The following is an 18631-nucleotide window of genomic DNA, read 5'->3' as shown; positions in this document are numbered from 1 at the left end:
TGCAGCCCCCGTCGTGCCTGAGCCAATGACGGCGCGTCGACTGTGATCGATGACGCCCACCGGCAATTCCAAGCCGCCAAACCGTAGCAGGCGACCCGCCTCGGAAAAAGATCCGCAAAGACGATTCTTCGTCAGCTTAAGAGCCCGAACCCGGGGGCCGTCACGTCGGCGTCGGCCCCGTGCGGGAGCTTCAGGAGGCGGTGGTCGCCTGGGGACGGTCGTCGCGGACGTGCACCAGCATGTCGCCGGTCTCGATGACGGCGCCCGCCTTGTCGGCCAGGGTGACCACCTTGCCGCGGCGGACCAGGGCGATGACCAGCGAGTCCAGCTCACGCGGAGAGCGGCCCACCTCGGTCCGCTCGGCGGAGCGCATCGCCAGCGCCATGCCCTGACCCGGGGTGAGCAGGTCCTCCACCACGTCGATCAGCGGCGGGGCCGAGGTGGACAGGCCCAGCAGGCGGCCGGCGGTGGCCGAGGAGACGATGACGTGGTGGGCGCCGCTCTGCTTGAGCAGCGGGGCGTTCTCCGCCTCCCGGGCGGCGGCGATGATCCGCACCTGTCCGGCGGTGAGCTGCCGTACGGTCAGCGCCACCAGGACCGAGGCGTCGTCGCTGTCGGTCGCGATGATGACCGCCTTGGCGTTGCGTACGTGCGCCTCGTTGAGCACCGACGACCGCGTCGCCGACCCCTCGATCGCCACCAGGCCGGCCGAGGTGGCCTGCCGCAGCGCCGGGCCGCTGCGCTCCACCACCACGATCCGGGACTTGTCGAGCCCGTTCTCCAGCAGGGCGGAGACCGCGCTGCGGCCCTTCGTGCCGTAGCCGCAGATGATGACGTGGTCCTTCACGGCTCTCCTCCACCGCGACAGGCGGCGCCCGGTGCGGTACTGCTCGGTCAGCACTTCCAGGGTGGTGCCGACCAGGATGATCAGGAAGATCACCCGGGCCGGCGTGATGTAGACGACGTTGATCAGCCGGGCGGTCTGGCTGAACGGGGTGATGTCGCCGTAGCCGGTGGTCGACAGGGTGACCACCGCGTAGTAGAAGCAGTCGAGGAGGGTTAGCCCGTCCTCGTTGACGTCGCGGTAGCCGTCCCGGTCGAGATAGACCACGGCGACGGTGGCGAAGACCAGGCCGACGGCGGCGGCCAGCCGGAGGCTCAGCGCGCTCAGTGGCCCCCGTCGCTGCGCGGGAAAATGGATCACCTGATGACCTGCCCCGACTCCGTCGTCGCCTGCACGACCACAACATAGCGGCCCGGGCGGATTCCGCACGGCGGGGTCGCCGACGAGGGCAACCGGTCGGGTCTCGGAACCCGGCAACCGGAGGACTGCCACGGACCCTCCCCCGGCCGGGGACGGCCGGAGGAGCCATCCGTCGTGACCTCACCCGGCGGACGACCCGCCGAGGCGGTCCACAGCGCCGCAACAGGGCATGATGAGGGGTGTCCCCGACGGCGACCACGAGAGTGAGGCCCGCATGTCGTTGCTGCGACGAGTGATCGGCGGAGTGCTGCGCCGGCTCCGGCTGCGGCAGGGCCGCACGCTGCGCGAGGTGGCCGAGGCCGCCGGGGTGTCCGTGCCCTACCTGTCCGAGGTCGAACGCGGTCGCAAGGAGGCCTCCTCGGAGGTGCTCGCGGCGATCTGCCGGGCGCTCGGCATCCACCTCTCCGACCTGCTCGAGGAGGCGCGCGACGACCTGCGCCGGGTCGAGCCGCGCATCCCGGCCGCGCCCCGGGCGGACCTGGCCCTCGCCGGGGCGGGCCCGGCGGGCGTCGACCCGGTCGGGTTGGAGCGGGCGGACGCCACCGGCGCCGCGCCGGTCGTCCGGGTCGGTCTCCGGACCGGCGGACCGCTGCTCCACCTGGCTCCGCCGGCCGGCGGGCCGACCGTCCGGGTGGGGCGCTCCGCCTCCGCCCGGGGCGGTCACCCCGGCCCGCGTACCCGTGCCGTGCTCGGCTGCGGACGGTGCCGGTCGGGCCGACGGCGGCTGGCGGCCGTCTAGGCTCGGCCGCTTTCGCCCTGGGCGGATCTGCCGCGGGCAGAATCGCTACGGCGACGCGCGGTTCACCGGGCAGTCTGGAGAGGCCGGTCCACCGGGCGTCTCCGGTCGCCCGCCGGCGCTGTGGGAGGGCGCACAAAATGATCGCTACGGGCGTACGCATGTTGGACGGTGGGCATCCGTCCTTCGGCGACCAGGTGTTCAACCGGCTGCTGAAGGAGCGGATCATCTTCCTCGGCACCGAGGTGACCGACGAATCGGCGAACCAGATCTGCGCCCAGATCCTGCTGCTCGCCGCCGAGGACGCGGATCGCGACATCTTCCTCTACATCAACTCGCCGGGCGGCTCGGTGAGCGCGGGGATGGCCGTCTACGACACGATGCGCTACGTCAAGAACGACGTGGCCACCCTGGCGCTCGGCCTGGCCGGCTCGATGGGCCAGTTCCTGCTCTGCGCGGGGGCGGCCGGGAAGCGTTACGCGCTGCCCCACTCGCGGATCATGATGCACCAGCCGTCCGGCGGGATGGGCGGCACGGCCGCGGACATCACCATCCAGGCCGAGAACATGCTGCACGTGAAGCGCACCATGCAGGAGCTGATCGCCCAGCACAGTGGGCGCACCCTGGACGAGATCCAGCGGGACTGGGACCGGGACCGGTGGTTCACCGCCGAGCAGGCCCGCGAGTACGGCCTGATCGACAAGGTGCTCACGAAGGTCGCCCAGCTCCCCACGAGTTGACCGACCCCGCCGGGTCGGCCGCGACGGCACGGCGGCCGGGTCGCGACGGCACGGCGGCCGGGTCGCGACGGCACGGCGGCCGGAGCAGGGCCGCCGTGCTCGCGGCGGCCGGCAGGGCGACGGCGGCGACCGGGCGGTGACGCGCGACGGCGGCCGGCGATGGTCCCGCCGGCCGCCGTCGCGTTCCGTCGTTCAGGGCAGGTCGACGAAGTCGTCCAGGAAGTCCCGGGCGCTGTCGCTGTCCAGCCGGTAGGTGACGTTGGTGGCGTAGCAGGGGGCGTCACCGGTGATCGTCGTCGAGGCGAGGAGCCGCTGTCCGCCGACGGTGACGAAGTTCGGGCCGCCGGAGTCGCCGTAGCAGGCCCCGCCGTAGTCGCGGGACTCGTTCATGGCGAGCCGCACCCAGGTGTCGTTGAGCGCGTTGAAGCCGACCTCGGCCTTCATCCGCACGCCGCCGCCCGGGTGGACGTGCCCGCCCGCCTCGCGCTGGGCCTCGGCGGTGCCGTACCCCATGACCTCCCACCGGGCCGCGTCGAGCGCCCGCGAGCCGAGGGCGTCGAGCTGGCCGGCGGTCGGCAGGGTGGCCGGGGTGAAGTCCCAGCGCCGGTCCAGTTCGCCGGCCCGCGCGGCGTCGAGGGTGACCACCGAGATGTCGTGCGAGTCGGCCGAGTTGCCCGGGTAGTCGGGGTGGACGTGCGGCGTGCCCTCGACGCCCACGGCGGCGGCCACCTGGGCCGGGCCGAGCCCGGCGGCCCTGGCGGCGGCCAGCGCGCCCTCGACGTCCTGCGCCAGCGAGACGTAGAACCGGGCGCCCGGAGCCCAGTCGGTGGTGCAGTGCGACGCGGTCAGGAAGACGTCCCGGTCGATCATCGTGCCGGAGCAGTACCAGTCCACCACGTCCGGCGTGCCGGGATCGCCGTCGCGGTCCCACTGCACGATCAGGGCGCCGACCTCGGTGCGCTCCGGGGCGGGCAGCGCGTTGTAGGTGTTGATGGCGGATGCCGGGGTGGCGGCGACGACGGCCGCGGCGAGCGCCGCGGTGGTCAGTGTGGCGAAGAGTGCGGTACGGCGCACGGGTCCTCCGGTGTGGGATCGAGAAGCGGCACCGGCACCGGACGCGCCCCCTCGATCCGCGTCCGATCCCCGGTACGCATGGCCGCGCTGGCGGCCGCCAATACGCGGAGCCTATTCCCGGCGATGGGAATCCGCGCGGGCTGTGCACGCAGCGTCTTGCCGGCGAATCTCGTTACATCCGGCGGGCGATTGCCTGTTCCCGCCTAACGGGTCTCGGCGTCGTAGCGGGCGCGGGCGGCCTCCACCTCGTCGAGGTGGGTGGTGGCCCAGGACTCCAGGCCGGCAAGCAGGTCGAGCAGGCTACGGCCGAGGTCGGTCAGCGCGTAGTCGACCCGCGGCGGCACGCTCGCGTGCACCGTCCGGGTCAGCAGGCCGTCGCGTTCCAGGGCGCGCAGGTTCTGGGTGAGCATCTTCTGGCTCACCCCCTCGATCCGCTGGGCCAGCTCGCTGTAGCGCTTGGTGCCGTCGGCGAGGGCGAGCATCACCAGGACGCTCCACCGGTCGCCGATCCGGTCCAGGACCTGCCGGCTGCCGCAGGCGCGGGCGAAGACGTTCGGATGCACTTCACTCTCCAACGGTAAGTCACGCACTTCAAGGTGCCTACTCTCCAACGGGAAGTATGGGGGAGGCATTCCCGTTGCCGTTGACGTCCGACACCTTCCCGCACTTCACAAGGAGTACCCATGTCCATCGTCGTCACCGGCGCCACCGGCCACCTCGGTCGCCTGATCGTCGAATCGCTGCTGCGCCGGGGCGTACCGGCCGGGCAGGTCGTGGCGCTCGGCCGGGACACCGACCGGCTGGCCGACCTCGCCGGGCGCGGCGTGACGGTGCGGCGGGCCGACTACACCGACCCCGACTCGCTGCGTGCCGCCTTCGCCGGGGCGGAGAAGCTGATGTTCGTCTCCGGCAGCGAGGTCGGGCAGCGGGTGCGCCAGCACCGCAACGTCGTCGCCGCCGCCAGGGAGGCCGGCGTCGGGCTGGTCGTCTACACCAGCATCACCAGGGCCGACACCTCCAGCCTCATCCTGGCCGCCGAGCACCGCGCCACCGAGCAGGAGCTCCGCTCCTCCGGCCTGCCGTACGTGTTCCTGCGCAACAACTGGTACTTCGAGAACTACCTCCCCCAGCTCCCGACGTACCTGGAGCACGGCGTCGTCGGCGCCGCCGGCGACGGTCGGATCGGGGCGGCCGCCCGCGCCGACTACGCCGAGGCCGCCGCGGCGGTGCTCACCACCGAGGGTCACGCCAACCAGGTGTACGAGCTGGCCGGTGCGCCGTTCACGATGACCGGACTGGCCGAGGAGCTGTCGCGGCAGGCCGGCCGCCGGGTCGGCTACACCGATCTGCCGGTGGCGAGGTACGTCGAGGTGCTCGCCGGCGCCAGCGTGCCGCGGTCGTACGCGGAGGTGCTCGCCGACGGCGACCGGGGCGTCGCCGAGGGCGCGCTGGACGTCGACAGCGACGACCTCGAGAAGCTGATCGGCCGACAGCCGACCACGCTGGCCGAGGCGATCCGCACCGCGCTCTGACGACCGCCCGACCCGGCCGCCCCGCCGCCGACGATGGGCGGGGCGGCCGGGCGCGGCAGCGGTGCGCGCCGCCGCGGCCCCGGTCACCGCGGCACGGTCAGCACCACCTTGCCCAGCGCCCGGCGCCCCTCCAGGTCGGCGTGCGCGGTGGCGGCGTCGGCCAGCGGATAGGTCGTGACCAACGGCCGCCACCAGCCCTTGCCCGCCAGCTCCAACGACCGGGCGGCCAGCGCCGGAATGCCGCCCGGCAGGGCACGCATCCGCTGCATCAGCCAACCGACGGTCACGCCGCGCCCGACGATGTCGCCGGTCTCGATCCGGGTCGCCTCGCCGGCCGACCAGCCGAACATCATGAACCGGCCGCCCGGCTTCATCAGCTCCAGGGCCGACCGGCCCACCGCGCCGCCCACCCCGTCGTACACGAGGCTCAGGTTGCCGACCCGCTCCCGCACCCGGTCGGTCCAGTCCGGGAGCCCGTAGTCCACCACCACGTCCGCGCCGAGGTCGCGCAGCTTCGCCGTCCGCTCGGCGCCCCGCGCCGCCGCCACCACGGTGGCGCCGGTCGTCCGCGCGGCCTGGACCAGCAGCCAGCCCACCCCGCCGGCCGCCGACGGCACGAAGACGACGTCGTCCGCCGTCGGCGGTTCCAGATCGAAGATCCCGAGCGCGGTCCGGCCCGTGCCGACCGCCGCCACCGCCTCGGCGAAGCTCAGACTCTGCGGTACGACGAAGAGCGACTCGACCGCCGTCACCGCCTGTTCGGCGTACCCGCCCGGCACCATGCCCAGGTGCGCGACGACCCGCCTGCCGCGCCACGACTCGTCGACGCCCTCGCCCAGGTCGTCGACGACGCCCGCGACCTCCCGTCCCGGGATGGTGGGCAGCTCGGGCGGCGGCATCGGGCCGCCGGCCTCGCCCCGACGCAGGCTCGTGTCGAGCAGGTGTACGCCGCTCGCCGACACCGCGATCCTGACCTGGCCGGGGCCGGGCGACAGGTCGGGCACCTCGCCGAGGACGAGCTTCTCGGGGGGACCGAACTCGTGAAGCTGAATCGCACGCATGCCCCCATCCGACTACCTCAACCTCGCTTGAGGTCAAGCAGCGGATGGCTCAGGTCACCGCGAGAACGACGGCCGTCCCGGGCGCTCATCTCGGTGAAGCTTGACCGGGCGGGCCGCGCCGGGGCGGCCCGCCCGGGTGGTACGCGAGGTCAGCCGGTCTGACCGACCTTGTCGACGACGGTGAGGGTCAACATCGCCGAGGTCCCCTCGGTGCCGAGGAAGGCATAGGTCCCGGCGTCGAAGACGAGCACGGTCTGTCCCCGTCCGCCCGGCGAGTCCCAGGTGATTCCGATGCCTGGCCGGCCCGCGCCGTCGCTGACGTTCTCCACGGCCCGCAGACCCGGCGTCGCGGCCGCGGCTTCGTACAGCGCGGCCCGCGACTGCGGTCGGAGATAGCTGTGGGCGAGGACGTGCACGTCCTTGCCGACGGCGTTCACCGAACCGGCATTTCCGCTGTCTCGCTCGGCCAGGTAGGTCCGCATGGCGGCCGCGTCGGTGGGCACGTCGGTGCGGTACGCCGACTCCGGGGTGCACGGCTCGGTCCGGCCCGGGAGCGCCTTGTTGCCCTTGATGACGGCGACCCGCCCGTTCCGGCAGCCCGGAAGGATGATCGTCTCCGTGCCGCCCGCCGGTGTGGTCTGCCGCACCATGCCGTCCCGGGTCCCGTCCACCGAGTGCCAGACCTCGTGGAGCGACTGGCCAGACTGGGTGCGCCGATAGATGAACTGGTCTGACCGGGGCACGATGTCGGGCGTCCGGAGCGAGGCGGCCGCAGCGTTCCGCAGCACCTGGCTGGCATCGGCCCTGGCGGCGGGCACGTCGCCACCGATCCCCTCGGGAGCGAGCACGACCACCGAGGTGGCCGCCGCCGCGACTCCCGCCGCCACCAGCCCGCCGAACACGAGTCGCCAGCTACGTCGGGTCGTACGACGGACCGGTGCGGGAGCCGGGGCCGTGGGGGCCATCGCGGCCAGGAGCCGGGCGCGGGCCGAGGCCAGATGCTCGGGGGTGGCCGGCGGGACCTCCTCGCCGATCCGCTGGAGCAGCCGCAGGTCATCCATTGCTCATTGCCTCCTCGATCGTGATGGTGGAATCGCCGCCCAGCGCGTCGCGGAGCAGCCTGCGGGCGCGGTGGAGTCGTGATCGCACGGTGCCCACCGGAATCCCGAGCGCGGCGGCCGCCTCGTCGTAGGTCAACTGCTCCCAGGCGATCAGGAGCAGCGCGTCCCGGTCGCCGGTGGAAAGCTCGGCCAGGGCGCCCAACAGCATTTGGCGCAGCGACTGCGCGGTGACCACGGTGGCGACACGGTCGGCGTGCGACACCTCGCTCGTCGCGGGGACGTACGCCTGCCGCAGCCGGTACTCGCGCTCCTCCTCGCGCCGGTGCTGGCTGACGATGTTGGTCGCGATCCCGTACAGCCATGGCCGGGCGTCCGGTCGGGCGACGTCGTACCGCTCCCGGCGGCGGAACGCCGCCAGGAACGTCTCGGCGACCATGTCGTCCGCGGTCCCGGCACCAAGCCGCCTCGCCAGGTAGCGATGGATGTGCGACGCGTGCCGGTCGAAGATCAGCGCGAAACTCTCCGGATCCCGGAGGGATCGCTCGATGACTGCCGCGTCCGTCAACGTGCCGACGGCGACAGCCTTCCTTCGTCTGAAACGGTTCATGCACGACCTTCCGCGGAGCCGGGACTCATCACCTGTTGTCCGCAGGTCGCGGGAAAACGGTTCACGGGCAGGCGCTGGCGCCGGGTGAACCTATCCGGCGGGCGGCGGAGGACCGGCGCCCAGCGAGGAGCCCGCTGGCGATCAGCCGGGTAGGTGCTTCGAGTCGCATGTCGATGCGCGCGGCTGCGCGAAGCCCTCGCACTGTGGCGCGGTGCGGCCAGGCAGGACGTCGGTCAGCCGGACAGCGCAGCGTTCGGCGCTGCGGTCACCCGGCTCGAGGGGCTACGCCTGACGATCGTCGAGGACGGACCGCCTCATCGCCGCGATCCGCGAGCGGGCCATATTGCTGGTCCTGGACAGCTGCGAGCACGTCATCGAGTCGGCGGCGGCGTTCGCCCATCGCATGCTCGGGGAGTGCCGGCGGCTGCGGATCTTTGCGACGAGCACGGAGCCGCTCGGCATCACCGGTGAGACGCTGTGGCCGGTCAAGCCCCTGGCCTTGCCGGAGAGGGACGCCGGCCCTGGGCGAGATCGCGTCCGCGCCGGCCCTCCGATTGCTGTGGGACCGGGCGAGCGCGGTACGCGGGGCCCTCGCGGTCGACGCCCACACGTTGTCGACGATGATGCGCGTCTGTCGGGCGCTGGAGGGGATGCCGCTGGCGATCGAACTGGTGGCTGCCAGGTTGCGCACCACGTCCATCGCACAGCTCGCCAACCGGCTCGACGACCGGTTCCGCCTGCTGACCGGCGGTAGCCGTACCGCGTTGCCGCAGGCGGCGGTGGCCATTGGTCTTGCTGTGTGACGGCCTCAGATAGGTTTCACGCTGTGACAGCACCTGAGATCACCGTCGCCACGCCGGAAGACCGTGACCACGTCATCACCTCGCTGGTCACCGCATTCACCAAGGACCCCGTCCTGCGGTACTTGTTCCCCGACGACGCGACCTATCCGCAGTACGCCGCCGCCTTCTTCGGGCACCTCTTCGACAAGCGGGTGCATAAGGGAACGATCTGGACGATCGAACACGGCGCCTCGGTCGCAATCTGGGAACCCCCCGCAGGCGAGGACAACTGGCCAGACGACAATCTTGCCGCCCAACTTCCCGGCGACGCATTGGCCCGCGTCCGCGCCTACGACGAGGCGCTGCACGCCGCACTGCCGGCTGCCCCCTTCTGGTACCTCGGGGTATTGGGTACACATCCTGACAAGGCCGGCCGCAGGTGGGGCCACGCTGTCATGAAGGTGGGACTGGACCGGGCCGCCGCAGACGGCCTGCCGGCGATCCTGGAGACGAGTAACCCCGACAACGTCGAGGTGTACCGTCGCGCTGGCTGGGATGTGGTGCACGCCTTTGCGGAGCCCCTGCCAACCTGGGTCATGCGGCAGTCGATTCGCTGACCTGACAAGTCTTTACGCTAGCTGTCGCAGGTCGCAGCCCAGCTTCAGGAGCAAGTTCCGGGACTGCTCGACTGAGCGACGGCCTCGGCGTCGCCGCCTCTGCCTGAAGCCATCTCCGCCGTCAGTCCACACATCGTCGGTACGTAACCAGGTACGTCACCAAGGACCTCACCGATCAGGCCCGGCCGCGCTCGACGCGCAGAAGGCACACTTCGACTGCCTCCACGCCGAACTGTCCGTCCTGCCGTGCTCGCCGACCTGCGCGAACTGGCTGCTCTACGAAGTCCAGCCGGACGGGGTCAAGGCAGCCTTGACCCCCGGCCGCTGCACCGGGAGGCCCACCAACGTTCCACCCTCGGCTGTTGACAAGCTGCGGGTCCGCTCGACCCGGCGGAAGGTGGCCGGGGATGTGGACCGCCCGGTCGTGGTCAACATCCGCCAGGCGCGCGGACTGCTGACGGCAGGGACGTACGTCGGCCAGCGCGGGAAGAACGGCCGCCGCGGGAGCGGCTGGGCCTGCTGACAGTGGAGAAGTCACGGCCAGCGCCGGGAAGCGCTACACCGACAGCGGCAAGGTGCACGACGACCGGGGGTTGAAGCACCGGGGCGAGACGGAGGCGCGGGAGGTGCCGATCCGCCGGAACGGGTGACGATCCTGCGGCCGCTTCTTCGGGGCGCCTGGTCAAGATCAGTCCGTATATGGTCCGTGGAACCGACACGGGCGCTCCGGGCCGCCCGAGGACGGCCGCAGGCCGCCCGCAGGGCGAGGCTTGCAAGCGCGGGAGGGCAAGCCGTGGAGCCGACCCCTGCCTTGCAAAAATCAAGACGGCTGCCGGCCGGCATCGGCCGGTCCCGCTGACCTGCGCGAGTCGTCGGCCGGTGTAGCTCTCCCCCGGCCCGTGTCGGCCGGCTTGGCGGCTGTACTGATGGCTGTACAGACAGACGGCGTCCTACTCGTGGAGCGGTTCGTCACTCCACCGGACGACGCCTCACCGCCACGAATGTGAAGGATGAAGTCGGCGACCTCCTGGCCGTCCGGCTTGACCGAAGCGACCGTCTGGCAGATCTGAGCCTGGACCGCCTCCCAGGCGTCAACGTCTAGGTCGCTGGCCGAGTCCACCAACTCGACCTCCCGCTGAAAGAGCGGCGCTAGCTCGGCAAAGCCCGGTTCTGGTTCGAACTGCCCTGCAAACCACGGCTGATCGACACTGTGCACGCGAATCTGGGCGACGACCTCCCCACCTTGGCGGAGCTGCCAGGGCTGGGCGTCCTTGTGGTCATCAGGCATGGCCGAACCCTAGAGCACCGTCAGTTTGGAAGATCGTTCTCGGCTGTCGTGATCTGTCCGGTACGCCTGGTCAGCGGCGGTGCCACGCTGCCCGATCACGACCGCTGGTGACCCTCCAGGACACCGACTACTGGCACGTGGCCGGCACGGCGGCGCGGTGGGCGCGCGGCTGTCCGGCGGGGTGCGGCTTACCGGCGGGGTGCGGCTTACCGCCCCCGGCCTTCGGACGGGGGCGGCTTGCCGTGCCGCTGGCTCTCCGCGTGCCTGGACGTTTGCGTACCCGGTGGCAAGCCGCGGAGCGGCGCGGCAGCCGAGCGCCCTGACATCGACGACGGCCGGCCGCGCTGGCGCTCGTCACGGCCTAATTCGCTGCTCACGACCATTCCGACGCCTGGCGCGATACTCAAGGATCCCGTGGGTGACCATTAGGGCCAACGCGGCCAGTAACAGCACAGCACTGATCCACCGGCTCGGAGTGCGCCAAGTGCTGGGCGTGACCTCCGTGAGGTTTCCTAGCCCCAGCAGAGCGTAGAAGCCCATGCACGCTGCCCCTGCGGCCCACAGTTGGGGGTGATGCAGGGTCCGCCCGAACAGCCGAACCGTTGACGCGCGTTGGCTGCGGATGACCACCCAGGCAGCACACCCGACCAGGGCGACAGCGGCGCTGGCGAGCAGGATGTCCATGGCCGTTGCGCCCGCCTCGTAGGTTGTCACGGGCATGACGGTAGCGGCATCACACAACTGCCGGCCTCGTGCATATGGACAGCCGCCATCTTATGCAGCGCGCGTCGCTGCCGGTGTCCGAGATCGGTGAGGCGGCGATGGTGCGGGCGGCACTGGATGGCTTGGCGCTGCGACTCGACGGGCGACCTGCGGCGCCGACGACGGTGCGGCGGAAGCGGTCGGTGTTCTACAACGTGCTCCAGTACGCCGTCGAGCTGGAGGCGTTGCCGTTCAATCCGGTCGACCAGATCCGGGTACGGGCGCAGCGGGCGACCATCGCCGAGTCGGTCGACCGGCGGGTGGTGGTGAACGGACGTCAGGCGCGGGAGCTGCTGACGGCGGTGTCGTACGTCGGCGAGCGGGGCCGCGTCGGCCGCGGTGAGCGCTTGGTCGCGTTCTTCGCGTGCCTGTACTTTGCGGCGCTGCGACCGAGTGAGGCGCTGGCGCTGCGCGAGCAGGACTGTCACCTTCCGACAACGGGGTGGGGCCGGCTGACGCTGGTCGACAACCGGCCCCAGGCGGGTAAGCGGTGGACCGACAGCGGCGAGGTGCATGACCGGCGCGGGTTGAAGCACCGGGCGGCGGCGGAGTCCCGGGTCGTGCCGATCCCGCCGGAGCTGGTGGGCATCCTGCGGCGGCACGTCGACCGGTTCGGCGTCGCCGATGACGGTCGGCTGTTCCGCAGCGACAAGGGCAACGTGGTGGCCGCGTCGACGTACTCACGGGTGTGAAAGGCAGCGCGAGGGCTGGCGCTGACTCCGGCGCAGGTGGCGTCCCCGCTGGCCGCGCGGCCGTACGACCTGCGGCACGCAGCGGTGTCGTTGTGGCTGAACTCCGATGTTCCGGCAACCGACGTCGCCGCCCGCGCTGGGCACTCCGTCGACGTGCTGCTGAAGGTGTACGCCAAGTGCATCGACGGCCAGGAGGCGACCGTGAACCAGCGGATCGAGGCCGCATTGGAAGGTTCGGGTGAGTAGCACCTGCTCCTGTGCGCCTGTCTGCTCTCGCTACTCTCGGCCGGTGGCCGAGGACTTCGCAATCAAGCTGACCCGCGATCAAGCCCTGGTGCTCTCCGATTGGCTTGACAAGGTGATCGGTACCGAGAGGTTCGACGTCATCGCTGACGAGGACGCTGCCGTCTGGTCGGCGTTGTACAGAATCAGCGGTGTGCTGGAGACGACGCTCGTGGAGGTCTTCATGCCGGACTACGCGGCGCGGCTGGACGCCGCCCGCGCGCGTCTCCTCGGTGCCCTCGGGGACGATTACGTGCAGAAGCAACAGGCGCAGCGGGACGCGGGGCACCACTGCAGCGGCTACGCGGATGACCGTGACGAATCCGGATCTTGACCGGAACAGCGGGCACGACCTGGGCAAACACAGCCAAGATCAATCCGTGAATAGTCCGTGGACAGCGACAAACTGCGGCTCCGGGCGGCATACCACTGCACAGGCAGAGCGATCGACGCGGGATCGTATCCGCAGGTGAGGAAGCGTTTGCTGATCTTCGAGGTGCCCCCGGCAGGATTCGAACCTGCGACACACGGTTTAGGAAGGCGACTCAGACAGGCTGCTTACTTCCTCCGTGACCTGCGCACATGAGCCGGCCACCTGCAGTGTCGAGCGAGATCGTTGCGCATCCTCTGCACGAGACCCGAGGGTGCCCGGGCAGCGCAGCGTCAGTGACTGGAACCGGTGGCCGCGACCAACGCCGACGGAGTGGAAGTCCACGACGTCGAACCATCCAGCGGCAAAGCCGAGCAGTTGCTCGTCGGTCCGCCAAGAGAAGAAGCGCGGCGGCCCGTGCTCGTCGTCGCTCTTGGGGCCTTCGGCGCTCTCGTTGCCGCCGTACACGCCCACGAAGAACAGCCCGCCGGGACGCAGGACCGTCCGGATCGCCGCCAACACCGCAGGCAGGTCGTGGTTGGGTACGTGCAGTAGGCAGTTCATCGCGAAAACCGCGTCGAACGAGCCGGCCGGGAAATCCAGGTGCAAGAAGTCCATGACGTGGGCCTCGATGCCCTTGGCCCGGCAGTGCTCGACCATCACTGGTGAGAGGTCAGTCGCGACGACGGTGAAGCCCTCCTGCTGGAAGCAGACGCTGTCCTGCCCGGTGCCGGCGCCGATCTCCAGCAGCCGCGCGCCCGGTGCCAGCCGGTCACGGAACGCGTGCCGTTCCGCCAGCTTCCACGGCTCCTTGGTGAGCGCGTCACGACAGGCCGCGCGCGCGTCATACGCCTCGCGTAGCGGACCGAGCACATCGTCGTATCGGAGGGGCATGTCGCTCATTATCGACGGGCCGAGACGGTCGCGGTGGCCGGCCGTGACCGTCTCGGCGGTGTGGCTGAGTCCAACAGCCGGGCGTCTTCCAGACGCCCGGCTGCCGTGATTGCTCAGATCTTTGGGATGCCGAGGCTGGCGAGCATGGAACGTGTTTCGGAGTCGACGGAGTAGAGGACGGCCGCGCGCATGCCACGGGTGGCGAGGACCTTGTAGGTGTTGCGGACCAGTTGGTCGAAGTTGGCGGCGCCCTTGACCTTGCTGTCGTGGCTCGCCTTGGGGTTGGCCACCCAGGCTCCGGAGCGCCAGACGAGGTCGGGGCCGAGGATGACACCGGCGTAGTCGTACTCCAGCCCTTGGGCGGTGTAGACGCAGCCGATCTGCCCCTCGCCCCCGGGGTGGGTGGCCCACAGGTCTGCTGGTGGGATGCCGTTCAGCGTGCGGTTGGCTCGGGAGTTCCAGGGCCGCTTCCACTCGCCGATCACAACATCGTCGACGAGGCTGCCGTCCGGGCGGGCATCGCTCCAGGGCCAGCAGTACCCGGCGGCGATGCGTGCCTGCAGACCCCGGTCGAGACGGTGCTTCAGGTAACGTTCCATCGCCTCGGGCGTGTCCGCGAGCCGAAGTTCGAAGCTGTCCAGCGGCTCCCAAAGTCGAGGACCATGACCGGCGAGACCCAGCAGTTCCTCTACCCAGTCGACATACTCCTGGCAGCCGCCACAGCGAAACTGGTCGCGCAGGTGCACCTCTGTGACGTTGACGCCCAGGTCGTTGGCCGCCTGCTTAATCAGGTCGACCGAGCCGACCTCGCCCTTACGGACGATCTGGTGTTCGTCGAGGAGGAAGACCGGCACCCGCGCAGCGCGGATCAGCTCCTCGATCTGCGGCAAGGTGGACTTGCGGTCGCGGGGGGTGAAGCGGGTGTTCGAGGTCTGCCGGATCCGGTGCGCCTCGTCCGCGATGAGGACGTCGATCCGGTTCTGCTCTACGTGGGCGTAGTTGTTGAAGTAGGTGAAGACCTGCTTCGCGCGGCGGTTGGTGGTGCCGAGCTGGTCGCGCAGCGTCTCGGTGAACGACTTGCTGCCGGTGGTGTGAACCACCGGGGTGTTCATTCGACTGAGGGCTCCGAGCACCTCGACTGCGATCACGCTCTTGCCCGTACCAGGACCACCGACCACTAGAATGATCTCCTTGTGGTCGTTGGCATGGGCTTCATGCACTGCGCGAAGCACGTGGTCGTACGCCAGACGCTGGTCATCGAGCAGGGTGAAGACCGTGCGGCGCAGCACGGCGTCGCTGACCGCGGTCATCAGCGCGCGGGTCGGCCGCACCGGCGACTTGAGCAGGTAGTCGGCGTTACTGGCCGCGTCGGTGGCGGACAGCACGGAGCGGAAGAACCTGGCGAGGTCGTCGCGCTGGTCGTCGCCGAAGATCCGGACGTTGCGGCACACCTCCGGGTCGAGCCCCATCGTCATCGGCTGCACCGGCCGCAGGTCAGCGCTGGAGGCGTTGTGCATGTTGACAATCCCGTAGACGCGGGCGTTCTCCAGCGCCGTCAGGTAGTTGGTGAGTGTGTTGCAGTACGCCCAGACCTGGTTCGCGGGATGGACCTGGTCCCCCGACATGCCCGGCACACTGACCAGCTCGGAGGCGGGCACCGGCTCCACCTTCGACCACTGCTTGTTCTCGACCACGACGACGCTCGGCCGGCCATCCGCCGGATGAGAGCCGACCAGGACCAAGTCCATCCGGCTATTGGTCAACGGACCTCGCACCTCGACGAGGACCACGACCTGGTGGAGCCCTTCGGCGGCCAGTGCCTGGGTGATGGTGGGGATGCTCCGCCGCCAGGAGTTGATCTCACTGTCGGTCGGACGCTTGCCAAGCTGGAGGCGGAAGGCTTGCTCCAACTCGGCGATGAATGTGTTGCTGTCGGTCGCGAGGATCTCAGCGACGGTACGGCGCAGCAGACAGCGTGAGCCCAAGGCTCTGCTCCTTCTCATGGTGGCGTAAAGCCAGTCGGATACCGGAGGTACGCCGAGACCGTACACGCATCCACCGACATCCCATCGACGGCAGCCGTTTCGGGCGTGTCGCACGGGCGGGCCAGGGGCCCCGCGGGTACCGAAGGCCAGATGGTATCCATGGCGGATGACCCTGCGAGAGCTGCAAGAACAGGTACGGCACTTCGCCCAGGAACGCGACTGGGAGCAATTTCACGACCCCAAAAACCTGTCCATGGCTCTAGCCGGCGAAGCTGGGGAACTCCTCGAGATCTTTCAGTGGCTCACCCCGGCGCAGTCCACAGCGGTCATGGACAACGCGACGCAGGCCGAGGCCGTACGTCACGAGCTCGCCGACGTCCTCGCCTACCTGCTCCGCCTGGCGGACGTACTCCAGGTCGACCTGGCCGCAGCCCTGCGCACTAAGATGGACCTCAACGCCCGGCGCTACCCTGTCGACCGGGCTCGCGGTCGCAGCAACAAGTACGACGCATACGAGAACTAGCCCCATCAGCGGCAGCACGACGCCGTAGCCGACTGGGAATTGACGCGCTGCGGGCGCCCGAGGACGGCCGGAGGCCGCCCGCAGGGCAGTCCGCGAGCGCGGATCCACTGCTCCAGTGGACCGACTGCGTACCGTCTCGTTGGTCAGTCACGGATCGTCCCGACGACAATTGCCACGAAGATCAGCACTAAACCGACACGTCCTGCGGCGATCATGACGGCCATCAAGGGCCTCAATCGGACTGAGCGAGTCGGCCTTGGGGTTAGAAGAAGGTCACGGATGGCTGGACCAGCGCCTGTGCCTCTGGTGAGGGCGTCGGCCGGCGTCTGAGCGTGTCGGGGGAGGCCAGACGCCTTGGCTGTACGAATGGCTGTACGAATGGCTGTACAGCCAAGCCGACCTCTTCGGTGTGAACTTCGATTTCGTCAGCCGCCGCACGTCGACTGATGCCGTCTGACGCCGTCGCATGCACACCAGCCACCGTCGGACGCCGCCTAACGACGGATGGCGCCGTGCCTCTTGCTGACTTCTTGCTGACGTTGCGATCCAGTACATCTTCGTCTCGTCTGGCTTCGCGATGCTGGCGCGAGCAGCGCCGCGGTCCATCCCCCCGGCCACTGTCGACGCACCCGCTTGGCCACACGTCCCGCACGGAGGCTGACGTGACCAACGCGCAGGACCCGGGCCCAGAGTGGGCACAGGGTCATGTGAGGCGTGCACCGAGACCTGTACCTTCCCAAGGGTGACACAGCCGCGGAGCAGAATGCCTTACGGAGCAGGGCAAGGTATAGCAGGAAGCTTTGAAGCGTGGTGGGCGCGCGACAACGATCCCGCCCAGTTCATCCAAAACGGCATTGTCGCCTTGGACGCAAGCACGCTCCTGCATATGTATCGTGTGACGCCAGCTACGCGCGACCAAGTCTTAAACCTGTTCCGGGAGCTCCGGGAACGAATCTGGATCCCTCACCAGGCGGCCCTCGAATTCCATCGCAACAGGACGAGCGTAGTAACCGTGAGGACCACCCAGTTCCGGGAGACTAGGCGCATCCTTGAGCAAGCTGGCTCGAATGCCGCAGCCGAGCTACAGAAGGCAGTTGACAGACTAGTCACGTTGCGACAAGCGAACATGACGAGAAGAGACTGGGAGCCCAGGACTCACGGCCTGACTGTCGAGGACTTCAAGCGGACGCTGCGAGGGGTCATGGACCCGGCACTGCTAGAGCTGAGGGAACTCGAAGCCGAGCATGACCTCGGCCCGGCCGACATGCAAGATCAGGATCTGGTACTGACCGCTCTCGACCAGATCACACGAGGCCGGATCGGCCCGACCTATAACCAGAACCAAGTTGCAGAACTCGTCCGGGAGACCGTGGAATTCCGATACCCAAACCGCATTCCGCCAGGATATGAGGACGCCGCCAAAAAATCCACTCCTTATCTGGCTGCCGGCGACTACATCCTTTGGCGCCAGCTTATCGACTTTGCGTCCCAGAATCTGCACCGTCGCCCGGTCACGCTCATCACGGTTGACGCCAAGGAGGACTGGTGGGTGCTCGACAGGAGAAGTCGGCCAGAGAGAGCTCGTCCAGAGTTGCGACAGGAGTTCTACGACAACACCAGTTGCAAACTCATGCTCATGACCTTATCTGACTTTCTGGCTGCCGTAGAGTCCCACCTGCCGGGCCGCGTCTCGCCTGAGACCGTCGAGGAAGTACGCTCTTCAGAGGTCAAGGTAGACACGGCGGACAAGCTGGAAGAAATTTTTGGGAGTGACCCGCGAGCACTGCCGGAGAAGCCCGACTTGCTTGCGCTGCCAATCTCCAAGTTCGAGAGCCTTATCATCCTGCTCTTGCAAGCAATGCAAATCGGCGATGTCGTTCGCATCGCGAACTCTGGCCTGGATATGGTCCTCGTCTACCACCGCAATTCGGACGACGTAACCCTGGTCGAGACCAAAAAATATTCCGGCATTGTTGGAACTCAGCCGATTTTCGCCATGATGGGGGCGATGGAAGCCGCAGGCGCAAATCGCGGTAAGTTCATTACCACTAGCCGGTTCGGAAACCACGCTCGGATAAATGCGGCAAGTATTGGTATCGAACTCATTGAGGGTCAGGATTTGCTACGTCTACTGCAAATCTATTTAGGGGTAGACGCCGCTATATCAGCGGATCGACTGGCCGAGGATCCCGATATCCCCTATTAGCGCAGCTCGGCGTATTAAATCGGGTGAACAGATCGAGTCGTCCGTCGCTCACCAGCCCCAGTGTCGCGACCAAGGCGGCCAACCGGATACATCCGTCAGTGCCTATGGGCGTTGCGGAGGGCGGACGGGTGCGGCGCTGGGCAGGCTGGATGCCG

At 69.1% G+C, this 18631-nt stretch carries 18 protein-coding genes and 3 pseudogenes; 11 read left to right on the top strand and 10 right to left on the bottom strand.

The genetic code is table 11. The annotated features are described in order from the left end of the window. Positions 1 to 190 precede the first annotated feature (190 nt). Entirely contained in the window at positions 191 to 1204 is a 1014-nt protein-coding gene (locus tag ACGF7U_RS02540; RefSeq protein WP_393102302.1) for a potassium channel family protein, read from the bottom strand. A gap of 274 nt (positions 1205 to 1478) precedes the next feature. On the opposite strand from ACGF7U_RS02540, the gene ACGF7U_RS02535 reads away from it, so the two are divergent. Together ACGF7U_RS02535 and ACGF7U_RS02530 are read left to right on the top strand one after the other, a co-directional pair. Next, the gene (locus ACGF7U_RS02535) at positions 1479 to 2003 is read left to right on the top strand and encodes a helix-turn-helix domain-containing protein (protein WP_393102301.1); all 525 of its coding nucleotides are present in this window, start codon (positions 1479 to 1481) and stop codon (positions 2001 to 2003) included. A gap of 137 nt (positions 2004 to 2140) precedes the next feature. Next, entirely contained in the window at positions 2141 to 2740 is a 600-nt protein-coding gene (locus ACGF7U_RS02530; protein ID WP_393102300.1) for an ATP-dependent Clp protease proteolytic subunit, read from the top strand. Positions 2741 to 2932: 192 nt separating this feature from the next. Here the strand turns inward: ACGF7U_RS02530 and ACGF7U_RS02525 are convergent, their stop codons facing one another. Continuing rightward, a complete protein-coding gene (locus ACGF7U_RS02525) occupies positions 2933 to 3814 on the bottom strand; it encodes a trypsin-like serine protease (RefSeq protein ID WP_393102299.1) in 882 nt (293 codons plus the stop codon). Between the two features lie 203 nt (positions 3815 to 4017). Beyond that, positions 4018 to 4404, bottom strand: coding sequence for a winged helix-turn-helix transcriptional regulator (locus tag ACGF7U_RS02520; RefSeq protein WP_393102298.1), 387 nt, complete (start codon positions 4402 to 4404; stop codon positions 4018 to 4020). Positions 4405 to 4497: 93 nt separating this feature from the next. On the opposite strand from ACGF7U_RS02520, the gene ACGF7U_RS02515 reads away from it, so the two are divergent. Continuing rightward, a complete protein-coding gene (locus tag ACGF7U_RS02515; RefSeq protein ID WP_393102297.1) occupies positions 4498 to 5346 on the top strand; it encodes an SDR family oxidoreductase in 849 nt (282 codons plus the stop codon). A gap of 83 nt (positions 5347 to 5429) precedes the next feature. On the opposite strand, the gene ACGF7U_RS02510 is transcribed toward ACGF7U_RS02515, so the two are convergent. From ACGF7U_RS02510 to ACGF7U_RS02500, 3 genes are all read right to left on the bottom strand, one after another. Beyond that, entirely contained in the window at positions 5430 to 6407 is a 978-nt protein-coding gene (locus tag ACGF7U_RS02510; protein ID WP_393102296.1) for a zinc-binding dehydrogenase, read from the bottom strand. A gap of 149 nt (positions 6408 to 6556) precedes the next feature. Beyond that, positions 6557 to 7468, bottom strand: coding sequence for a CU044_5270 family protein (locus ACGF7U_RS02505; protein ID WP_393102295.1), 912 nt, complete (start codon positions 7466 to 7468; stop codon positions 6557 to 6559). Continuing rightward, complete coding sequence (locus tag ACGF7U_RS02500) at positions 7461 to 8075, bottom strand: RNA polymerase sigma factor (RefSeq protein WP_393102294.1); 615 nt, start codon at positions 8073 to 8075, stop codon at positions 7461 to 7463. Before ACGF7U_RS02500 ends, ACGF7U_RS02505 begins: the two co-directional genes overlap by 8 nt. A 153-nt stretch (positions 8076 to 8228) precedes the next feature. Between ACGF7U_RS02500 and ACGF7U_RS02495 the strand changes: the two are divergent. From ACGF7U_RS02495 to ACGF7U_RS02485, 3 genes and pseudogenes are all read left to right on the top strand, one after another. Continuing rightward, positions 8229 to 8321, top strand: a pseudogene (locus ACGF7U_RS02495) (hypothetical protein); the annotation flags it as partial. 61 nt (positions 8322 to 8382) lie between these two features. After that, positions 8383 to 8848 (top strand): annotated as a pseudogene (locus ACGF7U_RS02490) (AfsR/SARP family transcriptional regulator); the annotation flags it as partial. Between the two features lie 53 nt (positions 8849 to 8901). After that, positions 8902 to 9474: a GNAT family N-acetyltransferase gene (locus ACGF7U_RS02485; protein WP_393102293.1), complete on the top strand. Its 573-nt coding sequence runs from the start codon at positions 8902 to 8904 to the stop codon at positions 9472 to 9474. An 820-nt stretch (positions 9475 to 10294) separates the two neighbouring features. Here the strand turns inward: ACGF7U_RS02485 and ACGF7U_RS02480 are convergent. Both ACGF7U_RS02480 and ACGF7U_RS02475 read right to left on the bottom strand, forming a co-directional pair. Further along, a complete protein-coding gene (locus tag ACGF7U_RS02480; RefSeq protein ID WP_393102292.1) occupies positions 10295 to 10762 on the bottom strand; it encodes a hypothetical protein in 468 nt (155 codons plus the stop codon). Positions 10763 to 11116: 354 nt separating this feature from the next. Next, positions 11117 to 11482 carry a hypothetical protein gene (locus tag ACGF7U_RS02475; RefSeq protein WP_393102291.1) on the bottom strand — a complete coding sequence of 122 codons (366 nt, stop codon included), beginning with the start codon at positions 11480 to 11482 and terminating at the stop codon, positions 11117 to 11119. Between the two features lie 32 nt (positions 11483 to 11514). Between ACGF7U_RS02475 and ACGF7U_RS02470 the strand changes: the two genes are divergently transcribed. From ACGF7U_RS02470 to ACGF7U_RS02460, 3 genes are read left to right on the top strand one after another with little or no spacing between them, the layout of a single operon-like run. After that, positions 11515 to 12216, top strand: a complete 702-nt coding sequence (locus tag ACGF7U_RS02470) for a hypothetical protein (RefSeq protein ID WP_393102290.1) — start codon at positions 11515 to 11517, stop codon at positions 12214 to 12216. Positions 12217 to 12252: 36 nt separating this feature from the next. Further along, a complete protein-coding gene (locus tag ACGF7U_RS02465; RefSeq protein ID WP_393102289.1) occupies positions 12253 to 12462 on the top strand; it encodes a hypothetical protein in 210 nt (69 codons plus the stop codon). A 43-nt stretch (positions 12463 to 12505) separates the two neighbouring features. After that, positions 12506 to 12832: a hypothetical protein gene (locus ACGF7U_RS02460; RefSeq protein WP_393102288.1), complete on the top strand. Its 327-nt coding sequence runs from the start codon at positions 12506 to 12508 to the stop codon at positions 12830 to 12832. A gap of 315 nt (positions 12833 to 13147) precedes the next feature. Here the strand turns inward: ACGF7U_RS02460 and ACGF7U_RS02455 are convergent. Both ACGF7U_RS02455 and ACGF7U_RS02450 read right to left on the bottom strand, forming a co-directional pair. Continuing rightward, positions 13148 to 13771 (bottom strand): annotated as a pseudogene (locus ACGF7U_RS02455) (methyltransferase domain-containing protein); the annotation flags it as partial. A gap of 104 nt (positions 13772 to 13875) precedes the next feature. Continuing rightward, positions 13876 to 15747: a DNA/RNA helicase domain-containing protein gene (locus tag ACGF7U_RS02450; protein ID WP_393102287.1), complete on the bottom strand. Its 1872-nt coding sequence runs from the start codon at positions 15745 to 15747 to the stop codon at positions 13876 to 13878. A gap of 166 nt (positions 15748 to 15913) precedes the next feature. Here ACGF7U_RS02450 and ACGF7U_RS02445 point away from each other — a divergent pair, with 166 nt between their 5' ends. Both ACGF7U_RS02445 and ACGF7U_RS02440 read left to right on the top strand, forming a co-directional pair. After that, positions 15914 to 16270, top strand: a complete 357-nt coding sequence (locus tag ACGF7U_RS02445) for a nucleotide pyrophosphohydrolase (protein WP_393102286.1) — start codon at positions 15914 to 15916, stop codon at positions 16268 to 16270. 763 nt (positions 16271 to 17033) lie between these two features. Further along, complete coding sequence (locus ACGF7U_RS02440; protein WP_393102909.1) at positions 17034 to 18476, top strand: PIN-like domain-containing protein; 1443 nt, start codon at positions 17034 to 17036, stop codon at positions 18474 to 18476. Positions 18477 to 18631: the final 155 nt, after the last annotated feature.

The sequence above is a fragment of the Micromonospora sp. NPDC047670 genome, from assembly GCF_043204915.1.
GTDB lineage: Bacteria > Actinomycetota > Actinomycetes > Mycobacteriales > Micromonosporaceae > Micromonospora.
The sequence above is the reverse complement of the archived record's forward strand: the minus strand, read 5'-3'. Positions and strand labels throughout refer to the sequence as shown.

Excerpts from the sequence above, each read along its gene's own strand:
- ACGF7U_RS02445 (WP_393102286.1), top strand. The coding sequence starts at position 15,914 with ATGACCCTGCGAGAGCTGCAAGAACAGGTACGGCACTTCGCCCAGGAA.
- ACGF7U_RS02505 (WP_393102295.1), bottom strand. The coding sequence starts at position 7,468 with ATGGATGACCTGCGGCTGCTCCAGCGGATCGGCGAGGAGGTCCCGCCG.
- ACGF7U_RS02535 (WP_393102301.1), top strand. The coding sequence starts at position 1,479 with ATGTCGTTGCTGCGACGAGTGATCGGCGGAGTGCTGCGCCGGCTCCGG.
- ACGF7U_RS02515 (WP_393102297.1), top strand. The coding sequence starts at position 4,498 with ATGTCCATCGTCGTCACCGGCGCCACCGGCCACCTCGGTCGCCTGATC.
- ACGF7U_RS02475 (WP_393102291.1), bottom strand. The coding sequence starts at position 11,482 with ATGCCCGTGACAACCTACGAGGCGGGCGCAACGGCCATGGACATCCTG.
- ACGF7U_RS02500 (WP_393102294.1), bottom strand. The coding sequence starts at position 8,075 with ATGAACCGTTTCAGACGAAGGAAGGCTGTCGCCGTCGGCACGTTGACG.
- ACGF7U_RS02530 (WP_393102300.1), top strand. The coding sequence starts at position 2,141 with ATGATCGCTACGGGCGTACGCATGTTGGACGGTGGGCATCCGTCCTTC.
- ACGF7U_RS02510 (WP_393102296.1), bottom strand. The coding sequence starts at position 6,407 with ATGCGTGCGATTCAGCTTCACGAGTTCGGTCCCCCCGAGAAGCTCGTC.
- ACGF7U_RS02480 (WP_393102292.1), bottom strand. The coding sequence starts at position 10,762 with ATGCCTGATGACCACAAGGACGCCCAGCCCTGGCAGCTCCGCCAAGGT.
- ACGF7U_RS02440 (WP_393102909.1), top strand. The coding sequence starts at position 17,034 with ATGCCTTACGGAGCAGGGCAAGGTATAGCAGGAAGCTTTGAAGCGTGG.